The following is a 20,559-nucleotide window of genomic DNA, read 5'->3' as shown; positions in this document are numbered from 1 at the left end:
GTCCACTGTCACTGTGAGCGACGCCTGCGCGAATTCACGATCGCATGTTGACGGCCGGAGATCGAAAGGCAATCATGATGGTCACTGGATCCACCTCACGCCAATGCCGGATCCGGTGGCTTCTCCCACTTGACGACGGGATCGCGCCGGAATGCGAGATTCCGCCGGGCGAGCGTGCCCGGCGCGCACCGGCAAAAACCCATCGATCGAATAGGACATGCCGCCGCTCGCCCGAGGAGTCCGCCGGTGAAGGGGAACGACGACGCTCTCGCGCCGAGCCGGTCAAGGCCGGTCTCATACGGCGCTGAGCTGCAAGAACAGCTCGCACTGCACGGCGGTCGGCCGGTCCGGCGCACGCCGTGGCCCACCTACGACAAAGGCGCGGTATTCGTACATCCCGAGGACGAGGACGCCGCAATTCGGGCCATCCGCAGTCATCTCTACTTCCGATACGACCACCGGCCGCAGAACGAAACCGAATGCGGTCGCTTCGAGGACGAACTGTGCCGCTATTTCGGCACCCGGCACGCTCTCGCCGTTTCCAGCGGCACGGCCGCGCTGGCTCTCGCCCTGATGGGCGCCGCCGTGCCGGCGGGATCATTGGTCGCCTGCCCCGGATTCACTTTCGTCGCCACTCCGAGCGCCATTATGATGGCCGGCTGCCGGCCATTCCTGGTCGAGGTCGACGACGACCTGCGGATGGACCTCGACGACCTGCGCCGACGGTGGCGGCCGGACATCCGCGCCATCGCGGTGGTGCACATGCGGGGGTTCGCCGCCGACGTCGAGGCGCTCGCCGCGTTCGCCGCCGAGATGGGCGTGCCGCTGATCGAGGACACCGTGCCGGCGCTCGGCGCCGAACTCAACGGCCGCAAGCTCGGCACGTTCGGCGCGGCCGGCGCGTTCAGCACCCAGTCCGACAAGGCGCTCAACTGCGGCGAGGGCGGCTTCCTGCTGACCGACGACAGCACCCTGTTCGCCCGGGCGGTCGCGCTCTCCGGGGCGTACGAGGGACGGCTGCGCCGGCACTTCACCCACGGCGAGCCCTCCGTCAGCGGCCTGGACCTGCCGCTGCTCAGCCTGCGGATGGACGAGATCCGGGCAGCGCTGCTGCGGGCCGAGCTGACCCGGCTGCCGCAGCGGCTGGGGCTGTTCCACCGCAACTACTCCCACGTCTCCGGGGCCCTGGCCGACCTGCCCGGCATCGCCGTGCGACGCCCGGTCGCGCCCGGGGCGTACCTCGGGGAGGCGTTCGTGTTCCGCGTGCCCGGCGGCGACGCGGGCTGGTTCACGCGGGCGCTGCGGGCCGAGGGGATCGACGCCCGCAACATCGGTGCGGACGACGACCTCAACGTCCGCGCGTTCTGGAACTGGCGCTTCCTCTACGACACGGCGGACCCGGGGCAGATCCGCGCGACCCTGCCGCGCACCGCGCGGCTGCTCACCGAGACCGTCGACGTGCCGCTGTCGTCGAACCTCACCCCGGACGACTGCGACGACCTGGTCCGCGCGGTCCGCAAGGTGGCCGCCGCCCGCGACCCCGCGCTGGCGCGGCCGTGAGCGGCGCGGACGCCGAGCCGAAGCGCCTGCCCCGGCTCGCGCTGGTCGGGCTGCTCGGCGGGCTGTTCGCCGGTTACCTCGGGCTGACCGCGGTCATCCCGGTGCTGCCCGGCTTCCTGCGGGAGCGGCACGGCGCCGGTGACCTCACCGTCGGCGTCGTGGTCACCGTGACCGCGGTGACCGCGCTGCTGGTCCGGCCGGTCGCCGGCGCGCTCGCCGACCGGTACGGCCACCGCACCGTGATGCTGACCGGCGCGCTCGTGGTGGCCGCCGGTGGCCTGCTGTACCTGGCCCCGCTGAGCGTGCCGGCGCTGGTGGCGGTGCGGCTGCTGCTCGGGGCGGGCGAGGCGGCGCTGTTCACCGCCGGCGCGGTGTGGATCGTCCAACTCGCCCCGCACCACCGGCGCGGCCAGCTCATCGGCCTGTACGGGGTGAGCATGTGGGGCGGCATCTCCGCCGGCACGTTCCTCGGCGCGACCGTGCAGCAGGCCGGATACCCGGCGGTGTGGGCGCTCAGCGCCGCCGCCCCGGCCCTCGGCGCCGCGCTTGTCGCGGTGGCGCCGACGCCACCGCGCGCCGCCCCGGCGGCCAGGGGCGGCGGACTGCTGCTGCGCCCCGCGCTGCTGCCCGGCGTGGCGCTGACGTTCGGCGCCGCCGGGTACGCCGGGCTGGCCGCGTTCGTGGTGCTGCACCTGGACGCGCGCGGCATCGGCCACGGGGTGGTGGTGCTGAGCTGCTTCAGCGCGGTCTACGCCGGCACCCGGCTCGTCATCGGGCACCTGCCCGACCGGCTCGGCCCCCGCCGGGTGGCCACCTGGTGCGGGGTGGGCGAGGCGGTCGGGCTGCTGGTCATCGCGGTCGCCCCGAACCTGCCGGTCGCGGTGGCCGGCAGCGTGGTGATGGGCGTCGGGTTCTCCCTGCTGCACCCGTCGCTGGCGTTGATGGTGATGAACCGCACCGACCCGGCGCGGCAGGGCGCGGCGATCGGGGCGTACACCTCGTTCTGGGATCTCGGGCTGGCGGTGTGGGGGCCGGCGACCGGTCTGGTCGCCGCCGGGTTCGGCTACCCGGCGGTCTTCGTGGCCGGCGCGGCCGGCGCGGCGGTCGCCGCCGCGATGGCGCTGCGCATCGGCCGCCCCGCCGCGGACCGCGTGCCGATGGAGGTACGGACCTCATGAGCGCACCCGTGACCGTGCTCAGCGTCACCGGGTGGTGCCGCAACGGCAGCACCATCATCGGCAACGTCCTCGGCGAGGCACCCGGCGTGGTGCACGTCGGCGAGCTGCACTTCCTGTGGAAGAACTCGACCGGTCGCGGGGTCAACGACAGGTGCGGCTGCGGGCTGCCGCTGACCGCCTGCCCGCTGTGGTCGACGGTGCTGCCGGTCGGCCGCCCGGCCGGCATGTCCGCGGACGCGCACGCCGCCGAGGTGATCCGGCGTCAGCGCGGCCGGCTGCGGACCCGGCACACCTGGCGGGTGCTGCGCCGGGGCGCGGACCACGCGGACACCCGGGCGCACGCCGAGCTGCTCGGCGCGGTCTACCGGCAGGTGGCCGCGCGCACCGGCGCCCGGGTGATCGTGGACAGCACCAAGATTCCCGGCGAGTCGGCGTTGCTGCCGCACGTGCCCGGCGTCGAGCCGTACTGGTTGCACCTGGTCCGTGACCCGCGCGCGGTGGCGCACTCCTGGCGGGAGCCGAAGGACTACGTCTACGCCATGTCGGCGGCGCGCAGCACCGCGTACTGGCACGGGTTCAACCGGGCCTCGGCGGCGATCAACCGCCGGCACCCGGGGCGGTCGATGTTCCTGCGCTACGAGGACTTCACCGCCGACCCGGCCGGCACGATCGCCGCCCTGTTGACGTTGGTCGGCGTCGACCCGGCGGCCAACCCGGTCCGGGACCGGACCGTCGCGCTGCGCGGCAACCACACGGTGACCGGCAACCCGGACCGGTTCCGCACCGGCCCGACGGTCGTCCGGGACACCGACGACGGGTGGCGGCGGACGCTCACCGGCCGGCAGCGTCTCGCCGTGGCGGCGCTGGCGTGGCCGTTGTCCGCCCGCTACGGCTACCGGTCCGGCGCGCCGGCCGGCACGCACCCCGGCGCGGCGGTCCGCGCCGGTGAGACGGAGAGGTGACGGACGTGGATCTGGGGCTCACGGGTCGAGTGGCGCTTGTCGCCGGCGGCACCAGCGGCATCGGGCTGGCCTGCGCGAAGGAGTTCGCCGCCGAGGGCGCGCACGTGGCGGTCTGCGGGCGCGACCCGCAGCGCCTCGCCGCGGCCGAGCGGGAGCTGCGCGCGGCGGCCACCGGGCGGGTCAGCGCCACCGGCGTGGACATCACCGACACCGACGCCGCCGCCCGCTGGGTCGACCGGGTCGCCGCCGACCTCGGCGGGGCGGACGTGCTGGTGGTCAGCGGCGGCAGCCCGCCGTTCGGCACCGCCACCGGTTTCGGCACCGACGACTACCGGGCGGCCGTCGACCAGGTGCTGCTGCCCGCCGTCGCGCTGTCGCTGGCCGTGCTGCCGCACATGCGCGCCGCCGGGCGGGGCCGAGTGCTGCTCGTCGCCTCCGAGACCGCCTGCGTGCCGATCGGCCCGCTGGCGCTGTCCGGGGTGACCCGGGCCGCGCTTGTCCGCTTCGCCCAGGGACTCGCCGTCGACGTGGGCCGCGACGGCATCACCGTGAACGTGCTCGCGCCCGGCGGGGTGCGTACCCCGCCGATGGAACGCGTGGCGGCCCGGATGGCCGGCGACGACGGCGACGTGGACGCCCGGCTGGCCGCGATGGGCCACCACAGCGCGCTCGGTCGGCTGGCCCGCCCCGAGGAGGTGGCCGCGGTGGCCGTGTTCCTGGCGGGCGAGCGGGCGTCGTACGTGACCGCCAGCGTGCACCTGATCGACGGCGGCGCCGCCGCCACCGGCCCCGACCTGCCGCACCTGACCGGGATCCGCAAGGACACCTACGCCTGAGTCCGCCCGACCGCACAGGGGAGTCCGATGTCCACGACCAGCCAGTTCACCGAGCGCGACGTCTCCGAGTTCTTCGACCAGACCACGCAGACGTACCTCAGCTTCTGGGACAGCGAGGGCGTGCTGCACACCGGCTACTTCGCCGCCGACGACGACGCCGACTACCACGCGGCGGCCGACCGCACCTCGGACATCCTCGCCGAGGACGCCGGCATCGGCCCGTCGTCGCACGTGCTCGACGTCGGCTGCGGCTGCGGCAACTTCCTGCTGCGGCTGGCCGGGCGCACCGGGTGCCGGGGCGAGGGGGTGGACCTGAGCATCGAGCGGGTCCGGTTCGCCGAGCGGCGGCGCGCCGAGCGCGGCGCCGGGCTCGACGTGTCGTTCCGGCACGGCTCGGCCACCGCCCTGCCGTACGCCGACGGCACGTTCACGCACGTGGTCAGCCAGGACGCCCTGTTCCTGGTGCCGGAGAAGCCGCGCAGCCACGCCGAGATGTTCCGGGTGCTCGCCCCCGGCGGGGTGTTGGCGGTCTCCGACTTCCTCCAGCCGACCGAGTGGATCGGCGAGGCGGCCCGGCGGCACGTCTACGACCGGGTGCGCTGGAACGGCGGCTACTCGCTCGACGGCTACCGCCGGGCGCTGGCGGAGGCCGGGTTCGTGGACGTGGTCGCCCGCAGCCTCGACGCGCACATCAGGCAGACGTACCGGGTGCTGGGCCGCACCGCCCGGGAGCGTGCGGAGACGACGGCGGACGAGGCGGCGCGGGCCTGGATCCTCGGCTTCGCCGACTCCTGCGACGAGATCCAGGCGGCCATCGACCGGGGCGAGTTCGGCTGGGGCATGTTCGTCGCCCGCAAGCCGGCCTGAGGAAGGGACAGCAGATGCCGAAACTGACCGAAACCGTGACGTCGACCATCGCCGAGGTGGTCGCCGCGCGGAAGACCCAGATGTCGCCCGGCGGACTGTTCGTCGAGGCGTTCGCCAAGGACGGGTTCGACACCAGCGTCGACTACGACGTGACGATCACCGATTCGTTGACCAGTTCCCGGCGCAAGCCGCGCTACCCGTCCCGGAACGTGCTGAAGGTGGTGGACCTGTCCCGGGACCCGCAGGACTTCTACTGGCACGAGAGCCCACCCCGGCCGGACGACCCGGCGGTCGACGGCGCGGACCTGCGCCGCGAGGCCGCCAACCACTTCCACCGCTCCCCCATCCCGCCGCTGCTCACCACCACCGCGTGGGTGCAGGTGCCGGACACGCTGTGGGAGGACCCGGTCAGCTTCGCCCAGTTCATCGACTACCGGCTGGTGGTGCGGCTGGCCACCGCCGAGAACCACACCATCCTGCGCGGCGAGGGCGGGCTGCTGGCCATGCCGGACCTGGGCCGGCTCACCGACCCGGGGCCGTTCGGCTCGACCATCCTGTCCGCCTGCAACGAGGTGGAGCAGATGGGCAGCACCGCGGACGGCTTGATCATCAACCCGGCCGACTACTACCGGCTGCTCGGCAACGGCACGCTGATGCGCGACGTGGAGGAGAACGGCGTCTTCATCGTGCGTACCCGCCTGGTCGACCCGGGCACCGCGATCGTCGGCGACTTCGGCCACGGCGCGCTGCTGTTCGACGCCGGCCGCTCCACGATCGGGTTCGCCGAGCCACCGCCGGGCACGTTCGCCGAACCGGGGGTGGCGTTGCGCGCCGAGATCTGGGAGCGGGTCGTGGTCAACCTGCCCACCTGCTTCTTCGTCGTCACGCTCTGACCGGCGGCGACGATGACGACACCGGCCCGCAGCGACCCCGACGTGCTGGTCATCGGCGCCGGCGTGGTCGGGCTGTGCTGCGCCTGGTTCCTGCGCCGCGCCGGCCTCACCGTCACGGTGGTGGACCGGGGCGAGGTCGGCGACCCGGCGGCCTGCTCGGCGGGGAACACCGGCTTCGTCGGCACCCAGGGCTCGGCGCCGCTGGCCGAACCGGGGGTGCCGGCGAAGGGGGTCCGCTGGCTGTTCAGCCCGGAGAGTCCGTTCTCGGTCAGGCCCCGGCTGGACGGCGCGCTGCTGGCCTGGCTGTGGCACTTCCGCCGGCACTGCACCGAGCGGCACGCCCGCGCCGGCTTCGAGACGCTGCTCGCCCTCAAGCAACGCAGCCTGGCGCTGCTGCGCCAGATCTGCGCCGAGGACGAGCTGACCGGCACGCTCACCGCCCGCGGCATGATCCTGGCCTGCCACACCGAGCAGGGGTACGCCCAGGCGCGCCGGAGCATCCCGGCGGCGACCGCGCGCGGGGTGCCGCTGCGCGAGCTGGACGCCGCGGAGCTGGCCGAGCTGGAACCGGGCGTCGACTTCGCCGTGGCCGGTGCGCTGCTCAACGAGGAGGGCGCCGCGCTGCGCATCCCCGCGTTCCTCGTCGGCCTCGCCGAGGCGCTGCGGGCGCGCGGCGTGGAGATCCTCACCGACGCCGAGGTACGCGGCTTCGAGGTGACCGGCCGGCGGGTGCGGACGGTGCGGACCGGCCGGGGCGACCTGCGCCCGACCGAGGTGGTGATCGCCGCCGGGGTGTGGTCGGTGGCGTGCGCCCGGATGCTCGGCGTCGGGTTGACCCTGCAACCGGCGAAGGGCTACGCGGTCACCGTGCCGGCCGGGCCGGGCGCGCCCACCCGGCCGGTGCTGCTCAGCGAGGGCAAGGTCGCGGTGATGCCGCTCGGTGACCGGGTCCGCGTCGGCGGCACGCTGGAGCTGTCCGGGCTGGACGCCTCGGTGTCGCCGCGCCGGGTGGACGGGATCCTGCACACCGCCCGGCGCTACCTGCCGGCGCTGGAGACCGACCGGCGGCTCGACGTGTGGAGCGGGCTGCGCCCGTGCACCCCGGACAGCCTGCCGCTGATCGGCCGGGCCGGTGGTTGGGGCAACGTCAGCGTGGCCACCGGGCACGGGCACATCGGGATGGGCCTGGCCCCGGCCGGCGGGGAACTGCTCGCCCAGCTCGTGACCGGCGCCGAGCCGGCCCTGCCCCTGGCGACGTTCGCCCTGGACCGCTTCCGGAGGGGATCTCGTGAGTGACCGGCCGGAGATCGGGGTGCTCTGCCTCGACACCAGCTTCGACAAGATCCCCGGGCACATCCGCAACCCCACCACGTTCGACTTCCCGGTGCGCTACCGGGTGGTCGAGGGGGCCACGCCGCAGCGACTGGTGCGCGAGGCCGACCCGACGCTGCTGGAGCCGTTCGTCACCGCGGCCCGCGACCTTCAGGCCGCCGGGGTGGCCGGCATCACCGGCGCGTGCGGCTTCCTCGTGCTGTTCCAGGCCGAACTCGCCGCCGCGGTGGACGTGCCGCTGTGGTCGTCCAGCCTGGTGCAGGTGCCGATGGTGCACCTGATGGTCGGGCGCACCGTCGGGCTGCTGGTCGCCGACGAGGCGGCGCTCACCGCACGGCACCTGGCCGCGGTCGGCGCGGCGGACGTGCCGGTGGCGGTCACCGGCATGGCCGGGCAGCCCGAGTTCCGCGAGGTGATGCTCCAGGGACGGCGCGACGCGCTCGACGTCGACCGGCTGGCCGCCGAGGTGGACGGCCGGGTGGACGCGCTCGCCCGCGCCCACCCCGACCTGGGCGCGCTGGTGATCGAGTGCACCGACCTGGTGCCGTTCGCCCACCGGATCCAGGCGCGGCTCGGCGTGCCGGTGTTCGACATCGTCACGCTGACCACGATGGCCCACGCGACGCTCACCCGCCGCCCCTACGCCGGGGGCCGGTGACCGTCCGGAAGACGGAAACGTCCACCGCGCCTCCGGGTGGCACATACCGTGGGCAGGAGGGCAGCCGGGCAGGGAGGCGGCCGGGACCGGAGGGGGACGCCGTGACGGAGCCGGAAGAGGAACAGGAGAAGACCGGCAAGACCGACCGGGTGCTGTTCTCCCCCGACGGCGACCCGCACCACACGCTGGCGGAGGCGCCGCAGCCGGACGAGCACCTCGACGTCACCGCCACCGTCGACGACCGGACCGAGGTCGTCGACGACGAGCAGTGAGCCGGGGTAACGGGGCGGGCCGCGCTCAGACCGGGGGGATGCCGGAGCGGCCGATGGCCGACATGTCGCCGCCGCCGATCTCGCCGGGCGGGGCCGGCGGCGGGGTCGTGGCCTCGGTGCGATCCTCGATGCAGGCGTCGCCGAGCCCGTGCATCAACTCCCCGATGGCGGCCAGCGCCGACCCCTTGTCCGGGCAGGGCCGGCCGGTGGCGAGCACCTGGCCGTCGCCGCCCAGCACGGTGAACCCGACCCGGCCGTCGGTCTCGCTCTCGATGACGAACCTCACCGCGCTCCTCCCACCGATCAGACGCCGTGGGTCTGCAACCACAGCTCCAGCAGGCCCAACTGCCACAGTTTGTTGCTGCCCGCGGCGGCCCGCGCCCGGTCCGGCTCGGCGAGCAGCTCGTCGACGTACGCCCGGCGGAACAGGCCGCGCCGGCGTGCCTCGGGCGCGCCGAGGGCCTCGACCACCAACTCTCGCACGGGACCGTCGACGTTGCGCAGCGCCGGCACCGGGAAGTAGCCCTTGGGCCGGTCGATGACCTCGGCCGGCAGCACCTCGCGGGCCACCTCCTTGAGCACCCCCTTGCCGCCCTGGGCCAGCTTGTGTTCCGGCGGGCAGGCGGCGGCGAGCGTCACCAGATCCTGGTCGAGGAAGGGCGTCCGCACCTCCAGCCCCCAGGCCATGCTCATGCTGTCGACCCGCTTGACCGGGTCGTCGGGGAGCATCAGGTGGGTGTCCAGGCGCAGCACCGCGTCCACCGCGGTCTGCGCCCCGGTCGCGGCCAGCTCCGCGGCGACCAGCTCGCCGCTGACGTCCCGGTCGCAGGCGTACGCCGGGTCGACCACCCGGCTCAGCCCGGCGTGGTCGCGGTCGAAGAACGCGGCGGTGAACTCGGCGGCGGCGTCCGGCCGGGCCGCCTCGGCGAGGCGGTGGTGGTAGCCGTAGCCGGCGAACACCTCGTCGGCGCCCTGGCCGGACTGGGCCACCTTCACGTGCCGGGCCACCTGCTCGGAGAGCAGGTGGAACGCCACCACGTCGTGGCTGCCCATCGGTTCGGTCATCGCCGTCACGGTGGCCCGGACGGCGGGGCCGAGGTCGCCGTCGGCGAGGCGGATGCGGTGGTGGTCGGTGTCGAAGGCGCGGGCGACCAGGTCGGAGTAGTGGAACTCGTCGCCGGCCTCGTCGCCGCGGCTGTCGAAACCGATGCTGAAGGTCTTGAGGTGGCGCTGCCCGGCGTCGTCGAGCAACGCCACGATCATGCTGGAGTCGAGGCCGCCGGAGAGCAGCACGCCGACCGGCACGTCGGCGACCAGCCGCCGCCGTACCGCGGTGCGCAGCGCGCCCCCGACCGCGGCCCGCCAGTCGCGGGCGTCCATGCCGTCGTGGGCCGGGTCGCGCCGGTAGTCGGGCCGCCAGTAGACGTGCTCGCGGGTGTGGCCGTCGGCCTCCACCACCCGGACGGTGGCCGGGGGAAGCTTGCGTACGCCGCGCAGGATGGTGCGCGGGGCCGGCACGATCGAGTGCCAGGACAGGTAGTGGTGCAGCGCGACCGGGTCGATGCCGGTGTCCACGTCACCGGCGGCCAGCAGCGCCGGGAGGGTGGAGGCGAACCGCAGCCGGCCGGGTGCCTCGGCGAGGTAGAGCGGCTTGACGCCCAGTCGGTCGCGGGCCAGCACGAGCCGGCGTCGCCGCCGGTCGACGAGCGCGACGGCGAACATGCCGACCAGGTGGTCGACGAATCGTTCACCCCACTGGGCGTACGCGACCAGGACGACCTCGGTGTCGCTCGTCGACCGGAAGGCGTGCCCGGCCGCCCGCAGCTCGTCGCGCAGCTCCGGATAGTTGTAGACGCAACCGTTGAAGACCAGGGCGAGGCCGAGGTCGTCGCGGACCATGGGTTGGGCGCCGGTCTCGGACAGGTCGATGACGGTCAGCCGGCGGTGCCCGAGCGTCACCCAGCCGTCGGTCCACAGACCCTCGCCGTCCGGGCCGCGCGAGCGCATGGCCGTGGTCATCCGGGTCACCGCGCCGCTGTCGGGGGTGGCCCCGTCGAAGCGGGCCTCACCGCTGATCCCGCACATGTCGGCGACTACCCGGCATGTGACGGAGGAAACCCTGGATGGGCGGTTGGCGAGCCGGAACGGATGCGCCGTCGTACGGTGGCGGTACGGGCCATGTCCCCGGGCGGTCCGGCCACGGGACGTGGCCATGATCTACAACGCCTGCCAGGAGGACGTGTGTTCGCCAATCCCGAGGAACTCCTGCGATACCTCAAGAACGAGGACGTGAAGTTCGTCGACGTACGCTTCTGTGACCTGCCCGGCGTGATGCAGCACTTCAACCTGCCGGTCGAGTCCTTCGACGACAGCGTCTTCACCGACGGCCTCGCGTTCGACGGCTCGTCGATCCGCGGCTTCCAGGCGATCCACGAGTCGGACATGCTCCTGCTCCCGGACGTCGCCACCGCCTTCATCGACCCGTTCCGCGCGCAGAAGACCCTCGCGCTGAACTTCTTCATCCACGATCCATTCACCCGCGAGGCCTACTCCCGCGACCCCCGCAACGTGGCCAAGAAGGCCGAGGCGTACCTCGCCGCCAGCGGCATCGCCGACACCGCCTACTTCGGCGCCGAGGCGGAGTTCTACATCTTCGACTCCATCCGCCACGAAACCTCCGCCAACCAGTCGTTCTACTACATCGACTCGATCGAGGGCGCCTGGAACACCGGCCGCGAGGAAGACGGCGGCAACCGCGGCTACAAGACCGCCTACAAGGGCGGCTACTTCCCGGTGCCGCCGGTCGACCACTACGCGGACCTGCGCGACAGCATGGTCCGCCGCCTGGTGGACACCGGTTTCACGGTCGAGCGGTCACACCACGAGGTGGGCACCGGGGGGCAGTCCGAGATCAACTACAGGTTCTCCACGCTGCTGCACTCGGCCGACCAGCTCCAACTCTTCAAATATCTGATCAAGAACGAGGCGTGGGCGAACGGCAAGACCGCCACGTTCATGCCCAAGCCGCTGTTCGGTGACAACGGCTCCGGCATGCACACCCACCAGAGCCTCTGGCGGGGCGGCGAACCCCTGTTCTACGACGAGACCGGCTACGCCGGCCTGTCCGACACCGCCCGCTGGTACATCGGCGGCCTCCTGCACCACGCCCCGTCGCTGCTCGCCTTCACCAACCCCACGGTCAACTCCTACCGGCGACTCGTGCCCGGCTTCGAGGCACCGGTCAACCTCGTCTACTCCCAGCGCAACCGCTCCGCCTGCACCCGCATCCCGGTCACCGGCAGCAACCCCAAGGCCAAGCGCGTCGAGTTCCGCGTCCCCGACCCCTCGGCCAACGTCTACCTCGCCTTCTCCGCGATGATGATGGCCGGCCTCGACGGCATCAAGAGCAAGATCGAGCCGCCGGCCCCGATCGACAAGGACCTCTACGACCTGCCCCCGGAGGAGTGGGGCGACGTCAAGCAGGTCCCCGGCTCGCTCCCGCAGGCGCTGGAGGCGCTCGCCCGGGACAACGACTACCTGCTCGACGGCGGGGTGTTCACCGACGACCTGATCTCCACGTGGATCGACTGGAAGACCGCGAACGAGGTGGACCCGGTGCGCCTGCGCCCGACCCCGCACGAGTTCGCCATGTACTACGACTGCTGACGTCGTACCCGCTGACCCACCGCCCCCGCGTGCCCGCCGCGCGCGGGGGCGGTGGTCGGTGGAAACGGCATCCGGGGGGCTGCCGGCCTCGTACCGTCGAGACATGACGCAGCCTCGCCACGACGGACCCCGGACGTCGGTGCGGCCGCGACCCGCGGGTGACCCGGCGGCCACCGCCGGCCTCACCGTCGGGGTGGAGGAGGAGTTCCTGCTCCTGGACCCGGCGACCGGCGAGAGCATGCCGGTCGCCGACCGGGTCCGTGCCGCGCTCTCCGGGGCCGCCCGCGAACAGAGCCGGCAGGAGTTCCGGCACAGCATGGTGGAGATGGTGACGCCGGTCAGCCCCGACCTCGCGGGGCTGCGGCAACACCTCGTCGCGCTGCGCCGCGCCGCCGCCCGCGCGGCCGAGGCCGTCGGGGCGCGCCTGGTGGCGGTCGGGGCCACCCCGGTCCGCGAGGCGCACCGCACCGTGCCCGACGAGCCGCGCTACCACGACATGTCCCGCCGGTTCGGCCCGGTGGCGCACGACCCGGCGGTCTGCGGCTGCCACGTCCACGTCGGGGTGCCCGACCGGGAACTCGCCGTGCAGGTCTGCAACCACCTGCGCCCGTGGCTGCCGGTGGTGCAGGCGCTCACCACCAACTCGCCGCTGCACGACGGGCGCGACACCGGGCACGCGAGCTGGCGCGCGATGCAGTTGGAACGCTGGCCGAGCATCGGCCCCACCCCGCACTTCGACTCCGCCGCCGACTACGACGCCACCGTGCGGGACCTGATCGCCACCGGGATCATGCTCGACGCCGCGATGGTCTACTGGTATGCCCGGCCGTCGGCGTCCTACCCGACCGTGGAGGTGCGGGTCGGCGACGTCTGCCCCACGGTGGACGACACCGTGCTCGTCGCCGGGCTGGTCCGGGCCCTGGTCGCCACCATGATCGACGAGGTCCGCGCCGGCCGTCCCGCCCCCCGGATCCGCGACTGCCTGGTCGCCGCCGCGCACTGGCGGGCCGCCCACGACGGCGTCGACGGCGACCTGGTCGACCTGCGCAGCGGGCGGCCCCGGCCGGCCTGGGACCTCATCGACGACCTGCTGGTCAGCCTCGCGCCCGCGCTGCGGCGGCACGGGGACCTGGACCTGGTCCGGCGCGAGGCGGACCGGCTGCGCCGCGACGGCACCGGGGCCACCCGGCAACGGCGGATCATGGCCGACACCGGCGGGGACGTGCGCGCCGTGCTGGCGCACCTGGCCGACCGGACCACCGCGGCCTGACCGGCCATGGCCTCAGCGCAGCCCGGCGAACAGGTCGTCCTCCGGCGTCGGCGCGCCCGTGCTGTCGCGGACCCGGACGAACGTCTCCATCCCCATCAGCTCGGTGAACCGCTCCTGCCCCAGCCGCAGGAAGAAGATGTTCTCCGCCTGGCTGGCGTGCGCCGCGAGCGAGGCGAACTTCTGCCCACCGTGGCCACGGGTGTCCACCCAGGTGGTGATCTCGTCGTCGGGCAGGCCCAGCGCCGGCATCTCGTCGGTCGCGTCCGGCTCGGGGAACTCCACCCCGATCTCCTGCATGACCTTGCCGAACTCCTGGAACGCGCTGCGCGGCACCGTGGTCCAGTAGACCTTCGCCGGGATGCCGGTGCGCTCGACCGCCGCCATCGTGATCCGGTGCGCCTGGATGTGGTCCGGGTGACCGTAGAAGCCGTTCTCGTCGTAGGTGACGACCACGTCGGGGCGGTAGTGCCGGATCAGCTCGGCCAGCCGGTCGGCCGCCTCCGCCACCGGCGTGTTCCAGAACGCGCCGGGCGCGTCGTTCGTCGCCCAGCCCATCATCCCGGAGTCGGCGTAGTCGAGGGTCTCCAGATGGGTCACCTTCAACGCCTCGCAACTGGCCGCCAGCTCCGCCCGGCGCATCTGCACCACGGACTGCGGGTCGTGCCCGTCGTCGCCCGGCTTGACGCCGCCGGGACCGTCGCCGCACCGGCCGTCGGTGCACGTCACGAGCACCGTCGTGACGCCCTCCGCCGCATAGCGGGCGAGGACGCCGCCGGTGCTCGTCGCTTCGTCGTCGGGGTGCGCGTGCACCGCCATCAGGGTCAGGGATCGCTCAGCCACCCCGTCACCATACGAGCACCCACCGACGCACTAGCATTGCCCGGTCCGCAGACGCCCGACGGAAGCGAGGCACGATGGGTTGGCTCCGGCGGTTGCTGGGTGGCGAGGGTGCGGTCGACCTGGACCCCGGACGCCAGCAGGCGCTGCTGCGGGACGTCCGGCGCTCCTACGGCGCGCACGCCCGGATCCGGTTCCCCGAGCAGGTCGACGCGATCAGCCGGCTGCTGTCCGACGACGACGGTCTGGTGGTGGCCGCCGGGATCGTCTGCGAGGCCGCCGACGAGGCCCACGCCGACCTCCAGTCCCAGGCCCAGGAGGTGTTCCGGCGGACCGGCCGGCGGCTGCTGGTGCACCGCCGCAACTACCGTCCCCTGTGGAAGGAGGCGGGTCCGGCGCTGCGCTGGCCGCTCGGCGCGCTGCCCAGCGGGCTGCACCCGTACGCGCAGGTGACCGCCGCCGTCGCGGTGATCGGTGACCGGGCGAAACGCCTCGGCCGGGTGACCGACCCGCAGCCGTTCGTGGCGCGCCTGTTCGAGGTGCTCGACCTGACCACCGCCGGCTGGGAGTTCGGCCGGGTGCGGGTGGACACCGACGGCGCCGCCCTGGTGGAGCGGCTGACCGTGACCGCCGCGCAGGTGCTCGCGGCCATGGACGACCCGCCCCGGCTGCCGCCGGCGGTGCGGGAGTTGATGCGCCGCAACCACCGCATCGACGTGTACGACCCGGCCGGCCCCCGGGTGGTCGGCCGGCTCAACCTGGGCGCGCGGCTGCGCGAGACCCTCCTGGCCTGACCGGGGTGGAAGGGATCGGGTGGGACGCACCCCACCAGGCCGGGGCGCGTCCCACCCTGCTTAGGTGGTGGTGCAGGTGAGGTTCGTCGGCGGGTTGTTGGCGCCGTTCACCGAGCCGATGAAGCCGAAGGTGGTGGACGCGCCGGCCGCCAGCGCGCCGTTGTAGTCGGCGTTGCGCACGGTCACGTTCGCGCCGTTCTGGGTGTGGATGCCGCTCCACATCTGGTTGATGACCTGGCCGTTGGGGAACGTCCAGGACACCGTCCAGCCGCGGATCGCGGTCGCGCCGGCGGTCACCGTGACCTCGCCCTGGAAGCCACCCGACCACGAGCCCGTCACCGCGTACGTCGCCCGTGCGCCGGACGGCGCGGGCGAACTGGTGGTCGGCGTCGGGGTGGGTGACGCGCTTGTCGGCGTCGGGGTGGGGGTGGGCGAGGCGGTCAGGGTCGGCGACGGCGTCACGCCGGGGCGGGCCGCCCGGTAGGTGTGGCCGGCGCGGACGCTGAACTGGACCACGTCCGTCTCCGGCCGGGTGGTGGCCGGCGTGCTGCCGTCGGCGGCGTCGGCGAGGGTGAAACCGCCGGTGAACAGCCGGGACCGCATCCGGAGCGTGCCGTCGCGGTCGGCGCGGACGCCGATCTCGTCGACCTGACCGTCGCTCCAGGACACGCCGACGGTGTATCCGCCGCGCCCCCGCAGGCCCGCGACCTGCCCGGTGGGCCACGCGCTCGGCAGCGCCGGCAGCACGTGCAGCTCACCGGTGTGGCTGTGCAGCAGCATCTCGGCGATCCCGGAGGTGGCGCCGAAGTTGCCGTCGATCTGGAACGGCGGGTGCAGGTCGAACATGTTCGGCGCGAGCCGGTCGGTGCGCACCAGGTCGCGGAAGAGCTTGTGGGCGCGGGCGCCGTCCTCCAGCCGGGCCCAGAAGTTGATTTTCCACGCGAGGGACCAGCCGGTGCCGTCGTCGCCGCGCAGCTCCAGGGTCCTGCGGGCGGCCTCGTAGAGCGCCGGCGTGCCCCGCTTGGTGATCTGGTTGCTGGGGTGCAGCCCGTACAGGTGGGAGACGTGCCGGTGGGTCCGTTCGGTCTCCACCCAGTCGGCGAGCCACTCCTGCACGTTGCCGCGGGAGCCGACCTTGCTCGGGGGCAGCCGGTCCCGGGCGGTGCGCACCTGGGAGCGGAAGGTGGTGTCGACGCCGAGTACCTCGCTGGCCCGGGCGGCGGCGTCGAACAGGTCGCGCAGGATCTGGTTGTCCATGGTGGGCCCCGCGCAGACGCTGGCGTTGGAGTGGTGCGGCAGCTCCGGCGAGTTCGACGGGTTCGTCACCAGGTAGTTGAGCGTCGGGTGGACGACCAGGGTGTCGAGGAAGAACTGGGCGGCGCCCTTCAGGGCGGGGTAGTTGGTCTGGAGGAAACCGAGGTCGCCGGTGAACTGGTAGTGGTCCCAGATGAGCGTGCTCAGCCAGGCGCCGCCGGTCTGCCACATGCCCCACAGCGCCCCGTCGACCACCGAGGCGCCCCGCCAGGCGTCGGTGTTGTGGTGGGTGACCCAGCCACCGGCGCCGTACTGGGCCTGGGCCACCCGCGCGCCGGTCACCGTCAGATCCTTGACCAGGTCGAAGACCGGCAGGAAGCACTCGGAGAGGTTCGTCGTGTCGGCCGGCCAGTAGTTCATCGGCAGGTTGGCGTTGATCGTGTACTTCGAGTCCCAGGACGGGGTCAGCGAGTCGTTCCAGATGCCCTGGAGGTTCGCCGGCTGGGTGCCCGGCCGCGAGGAGGAGATCAACAGGTAGCGCCCGAACTGGAACAGCAGCGCGGCGAACTGCGGATCGTTGCTGCTCGCGTGCTGCGCGATCCGCACGTCGGTGGGCTGGTCGGCCGCCGCCGTCCGGCCCAGGTCGAGGCTCACCCGGTTGAACAGCGCCTGGTAGTCGGCGACGTGGCGGCTGCGCAACTGGTCGACGGCGACGCTCTTGGCGGCGTTGAGCCGGTTGCGGGCGATGCCCTGGTAGTCGCCGTTGACCGTGCGGTAGTTGACGTAGCTGGAGCCGATCGAGATCAGGATGGTCACGCTGGTGGCGCCGGACACCCGCAGGGTGCCGCCGGAGCTGCTGACCGTGCCGCCGGTCGCGGCGGCGTTGGCCAGGGCCAGGAACCGCACCGAGCCGTTGACGCCCTCCTGGCTGCCGGAGATGCCGTCGAGCCCGATGGTGGCGGAGTCCGGGCTCGACACGGTGGTGCGTTGCGGGCTGTCGAAGGTGGCGGAGAACGTGATCGAGTTGGCCCGGTCGGCGGTCAGCCGGACCACGATCACCTGGTCGGGGGCGCTGGCGAACACCTCCCGCTGGTGGCGTACCCCGTTGAGCACGTAGGTGGTGGTGACCGTTGCGGTGGTCAGGTCGAGGGTCCGGTTGTACTGGCCCGCCCCGCTGGCGGAGCCGAAGGCGAGCCGGAGGTTGCCCACCGTCTGGTAGGCGAGCTGGCCACCCGGGTTGCCCATCATGGTCTGGTTGATCAGGTCCTGCGCCGAGGTCCACTGGTCGGCGAAGACCCGCCGCCGGATCTCGGCGAGGTTGGCCGCACCCCGGGTGTTGGCCGAGTCGTACGGGCCGCCGGCCCAGACGGTGTCCTCGTTGAGTTGGAGCCGTTCGGTGTCGACGTTGCCGAACACCATCGCGCCGAGCCGCCCGTTGCCGATCGGCAGCGCCCGGAGCCAGTCGGTGCCGGCGCCCTCGTCGTACCACAGGGCCAGGTCGTTGGCGGCCAGCACCTGCGGTGGCGCGGCCGATCCGGCGCGGGCGGTCGCGGTCCAGGCGGCCGGCACCAGGGCGGCGCCGGCCCCGGCCGCACCGGCCTTGAGGATGTTCCTACGGGTCATGTCGGACATGATTTTCTCCAAGCCGGGCGGATCAGAGGCGGGCGCAGGTCAGGGACGGCGTCGTGGCCGAGCCGTTGGCGGTGAAGCCGAACACGGTGGACGCGCCCGCCGCCAGGCTGCCGTTCCACGCCTCGTTGGAGACGTTCTGGGTGCTACCGGAGGGCGCGTTGCGTCCGCCCCAGAGCTGGGTGATGCTCTGCCCGTTGGCGAGCGTCCAGCTCACCCGCCATCCGCTGATGGCGGCGGCGCCGGCGGTCACGGTGACCTCGCCCTGGAAACCGCCCGGCCACTGGTTGGCGGTCCGGTAGGTGGCGGCGCAGCCGCCGGGAACGGGCGTGGTCGGCGAGGTCGTGGGCGACGCGGTGGGCGAGGTCGTGGGCGTGGGCGTCGGCGTGGTGCCGGCGAACTGGGTGAAGAACTTCCACACCTCGGCCGGAACCCAGGTCCGGGTGCCGCTGTCGCCACCGGCGCCGTCCTGCGGGGCGGCGATGTGGCCGCCGTCGAACGCCGCCCACGTCACCGGGTAGCCGGACCGGCAGCCGGAGTAGGTGTAGACCGTGTGGGTGAGGCTGCCGGACCTCGGCTCCGGCGGACTCGCCGCCGTGCAGCCGTTGTTGGTGACGAAGCGGTCCCGCAGCGCGCGTCCGCTGGTGATGGTGTCGCCGATGCCGTGCACCCCGAGGTACGCGATCGGCTGGGTGCCGCCGCTGCATCCGCTGAGCGTGCCGGGCGAGGACTGCACCGCGACCGCGCGGAACACGTTCGGCCGGGCACAGGCGAGCGCGTAGCTCATTCCGCCGCCGTAGCTGAAGCCGACGGAGAACCGCTGCGTCGTGTCGACGCACAGGTCACCCTCGATCCGGCGGAGCATGTCGTCGACGAAGGTGACGTCCTCACCCCCGGGGTTGGCCCAGCCGTTGTCGATGCCCTGCGGCGCCACGAAGATCGTGCTGTTGTCGGACAGTCGCAGCAGGCCGTAGTAGGACCACACGTCGCGCTGCACGGTCTGGCCGGTCGCGACGTCCACCGCGGTGCCGCCCCACCAGTGGAACCCGAAGACCAGCCGGTACTGGCGGTTCCGGTCGTACCCGTCGGGCAGCTTGAGGATGAAGCTACGGTTCTTGCCGCTGCTGGTGATGGTGTAGGTGCCGTCGCCCATCGTGGGGGCCTTGCCACAGCCGGCCGTCGCGGCGGTCGTTCCGAGGCCGGCGGCCCGGGCGCTGGCGCCGAGCCCGCCGCCGACAATCGCCGTGCCCATGCCCAGGGCCAGCAGTATCGCGGCCGGGACGGACCCGAATCTGGTTAGTGCTCTTCGACTGATGGGCACGTTGCGGAACCCCTTCTGTTAGCGTTAACAAGGCGCTGCCCATGCACCCGCACACCACATGCCGTGACGCCTGCCGGCACCCGCGCTCCCGTTCGCGTGCCGCATCCGCCCATATGGACTCTCATGGATGGATCTGACGACGTCAAGATATGACGATCAGGTTTCGCGAAAGTTCCTGACGAGCACCCGTCAGGTGCGGACCACACGCTCCGGGCATCGAGAGTCCGGAATGTTATCGCTAAACCTGGGACCGGGCCCCCCATCGGCCCGGTCGACCCGGCGGGCCGAGCGGGCCGCCGCGGCCACCGGCCGGCCCACCCGGGTCACGTGCGCGATCCGCTCCGGCGCCACGTCCAGCAGCGCGCCGAGCGCGTCGCGGGTGGCGGCCACGTCGACGAGCTGGCTCAGCGGATGCGCCGCCAGGCCGGTCGCGTGCAGCGTCAACCAGACCCGCATCAGCACCCGCCCGAACTGCACCTGCCCGGCCGCGTCCAGGTCGGGCGGCGCGACGAGCGCCAGCACCGTGCCGCCGCGGGCGAGCGGGTCGTCGCCGGCGGCGAGCAGGCGCGGCAACCCGAACGGACGCAACACCGGATACGCGGCGAGCGCCGTCCGCAGCCCGGCGGCGGCCGGCCGGGAGAGCCCGAGGCAGCGGTCGCTGAGCCCGTCGGTCCGGTAGTCCGGCCGGGCCCGGTCCAGTCGCAGCCAGCGACGCAACTCGGAGACGACCGCCGGGTCCGCGTACACCTGCCGGTCGGCGGCGCGCAGCAGCGCGCCGAGACGCCCGGCCGCCGCCGGCACCACCCGGACCGCGCCGCCGGCCCAGCGGGCGGCGTCGTCGGCGGCGGCGAGCACGCCGGCGTCCGGGCCGTCGGCGAACCGACCCCGGTGGGTACGCCGCTCGCACACGTCGCGGGTGCGGAACGGCGTCCGGTACGGCTGCCGCGCCGGACGCAGCCGGCCCACCCGGTGCGCGGACTCGTCGTGGTCGGCCACGAAGTCCAGCCGCAGCCCGGCGTCGGCGGCGACGATCAGGCAGGTCTCCACGAACGCGCCGAGCGACAGCCGCAGGTCCCGTCCGGTCGGGTCGCCGGCCGGCAGCGTGTCGGCCGGGTCCCAGCCGACGGTGACCGCCCAGCGTTCGTAGCGCAGCCGCCACGGTTGGGTGTTGTGCGCGCTCGGGGCCCGCCAGCACAGCGGCTCCAACGCGCGGAACGCAGCGAGGTCCAT

At 73.4% G+C, this 20,559-nt stretch carries 18 protein-coding genes; 12 read left to right on the top strand and 6 right to left on the bottom strand.

Translation table 11 applies throughout. From position 1 onward, the window contains the following. The first annotated feature begins 174 nt into the window (after nt 1–174). The 9 genes from O7619_RS16620 (at nt 175) to O7619_RS16580 (ending at nt 8,558) form a co-directional block, all read left to right on the top strand. Nucleotides 175–1,560, top strand: coding sequence for an aminotransferase class I/II-fold pyridoxal phosphate-dependent enzyme (locus tag O7619_RS16620; RefSeq protein ID WP_348774322.1), 1,386 nt, complete (start codon nt 175–177; stop codon nt 1,558–1,560). Then, entirely contained in the window at nt 1,557–2,738 is a 1,182-nt protein-coding gene (locus O7619_RS16615; protein WP_282281824.1) for an MFS transporter, read from the top strand. Before O7619_RS16620 ends, O7619_RS16615 begins: the two co-directional genes overlap by 4 nt. After that, nucleotides 2,735–3,700 (top strand): sulfotransferase, encoded by a 966-nt coding sequence (locus tag O7619_RS16610; protein WP_282281823.1) that lies wholly within the window; start codon nt 2,735–2,737, stop codon nt 3,698–3,700. Before O7619_RS16615 ends, O7619_RS16610 begins: the two co-directional genes overlap by 4 nt. Nucleotides 3,701–3,705: 5 nt before the next feature. After that, the gene (locus O7619_RS16605; protein WP_282281822.1) at nt 3,706–4,536 is read left to right on the top strand and encodes an SDR family oxidoreductase; all 831 of its coding nucleotides are present in this window, start codon (nt 3,706–3,708) and stop codon (nt 4,534–4,536) included. A gap of 27 nt (nt 4,537–4,563) precedes the next feature. Next, nucleotides 4,564–5,403: a methyltransferase domain-containing protein gene (locus O7619_RS16600; RefSeq protein WP_282281821.1), complete on the top strand. Its 840-nt coding sequence runs from the start codon at nt 4,564–4,566 to the stop codon at nt 5,401–5,403. A 14-nt stretch (nt 5,404–5,417) separates the two neighbouring features. Next, nucleotides 5,418–6,296, top strand: coding sequence for a family 3 encapsulin nanocompartment shell protein (locus O7619_RS16595; RefSeq protein WP_282281820.1), 879 nt, complete (start codon nt 5,418–5,420; stop codon nt 6,294–6,296). Nucleotides 6,297–6,308: 12 nt separating this feature from the next. Then, entirely contained in the window at nt 6,309–7,592 is a 1,284-nt protein-coding gene (locus O7619_RS16590; RefSeq protein ID WP_282281819.1) for an FAD-dependent oxidoreductase, read from the top strand. Further along, complete coding sequence (locus tag O7619_RS16585) at nt 7,585–8,286, top strand: aspartate/glutamate racemase family protein (protein ID WP_282281818.1); 702 nt, start codon at nt 7,585–7,587, stop codon at nt 8,284–8,286. The genes O7619_RS16590 and O7619_RS16585 overlap by 8 nt, the downstream gene beginning before the upstream one ends. Nucleotides 8,287–8,387: 101 nt before the next feature. Next, nucleotides 8,388–8,558, top strand: a complete 171-nt coding sequence (locus O7619_RS16580; RefSeq protein ID WP_281583425.1) for a hypothetical protein — start codon at nt 8,388–8,390, stop codon at nt 8,556–8,558. A 25-nt stretch (nt 8,559–8,583) separates the two neighbouring features. Here O7619_RS16580 and O7619_RS16575 read toward each other — a convergent pair whose 3' ends face one another. After that, nucleotides 8,584–8,844 (bottom strand): hypothetical protein, encoded by a 261-nt coding sequence (locus O7619_RS16575; RefSeq protein ID WP_282281817.1) that lies wholly within the window; start codon nt 8,842–8,844, stop codon nt 8,584–8,586. A 17-nt stretch (nt 8,845–8,861) separates the two neighbouring features. After that, nucleotides 8,862–10,643, bottom strand: a complete 1,782-nt coding sequence (locus O7619_RS16570; RefSeq protein ID WP_282281816.1) for an N-acetylglutaminylglutamine amidotransferase — start codon at nt 10,641–10,643, stop codon at nt 8,862–8,864. A 156-nt stretch (nt 10,644–10,799) separates the two neighbouring features. On the opposite strand from O7619_RS16570, the gene glnA reads away from it, so the two are divergent. Next, entirely contained in the window at nt 10,800–12,224 is a 1,425-nt protein-coding gene (glnA, locus tag O7619_RS16565) for a type I glutamate--ammonia ligase (RefSeq protein WP_282281815.1), read from the top strand. Nucleotides 12,225–12,327: 103 nt separating this feature from the next. Further along, nucleotides 12,328–13,494 (top strand): glutamate--cysteine ligase, encoded by a 1,167-nt coding sequence (locus tag O7619_RS16560; RefSeq protein WP_282281814.1) that lies wholly within the window; start codon nt 12,328–12,330, stop codon nt 13,492–13,494. A gap of 12 nt (nt 13,495–13,506) precedes the next feature. Here the strand turns inward: O7619_RS16560 and O7619_RS16555 are convergent, their stop codons facing one another. Beyond that, nucleotides 13,507–14,334: a PIG-L family deacetylase gene (locus O7619_RS16555; RefSeq protein ID WP_282281813.1), complete on the bottom strand. Its 828-nt coding sequence runs from the start codon at nt 14,332–14,334 to the stop codon at nt 13,507–13,509. A 74-nt stretch (nt 14,335–14,408) separates the two neighbouring features. Here O7619_RS16555 and O7619_RS16550 point away from each other — a divergent pair, with 74 nt between their 5' ends. Beyond that, nucleotides 14,409–15,125, top strand: a complete 717-nt coding sequence (locus O7619_RS16550; RefSeq protein WP_282281812.1) for a hypothetical protein — start codon at nt 14,409–14,411, stop codon at nt 15,123–15,125. Between the two features lie 60 nt (nt 15,126–15,185). Here O7619_RS16550 and O7619_RS16545 read toward each other — a convergent pair whose 3' ends face one another. From O7619_RS16545 to O7619_RS16535, 3 genes are all read right to left on the bottom strand, one after another. Next, nucleotides 15,186–18,011 carry a glycoside hydrolase N-terminal domain-containing protein gene (locus O7619_RS16545; RefSeq protein ID WP_282281811.1) on the bottom strand — a complete coding sequence of 942 codons (2,826 nt, stop codon included), beginning with the start codon at nt 18,009–18,011 and terminating at the stop codon, nt 15,186–15,188. Nucleotides 18,012–18,033: 22 nt separating this feature from the next. After that, nucleotides 18,034–19,260, bottom strand: a complete 1,227-nt coding sequence (locus O7619_RS16540; RefSeq protein ID WP_282281809.1) for a cellulose binding domain-containing protein — start codon at nt 19,258–19,260, stop codon at nt 18,034–18,036. A 258-nt stretch (nt 19,261–19,518) separates the two neighbouring features. Next, nucleotides 19,519–20,559, bottom strand: coding sequence for a nitroreductase (locus O7619_RS16535; protein WP_282281807.1), 1,041 nt, complete (start codon nt 20,557–20,559; stop codon nt 19,519–19,521).

Origin of the sequence: Micromonospora sp. WMMD998 (assembly GCF_029581235.1) — a bacterium.
Lineage (GTDB): Bacteria > Actinomycetota > Actinomycetes > Mycobacteriales > Micromonosporaceae > Micromonospora.
Note: the sequence above shows the minus strand (reverse complement) of the source record. Positions and strands in the feature narration are given on the sequence as shown.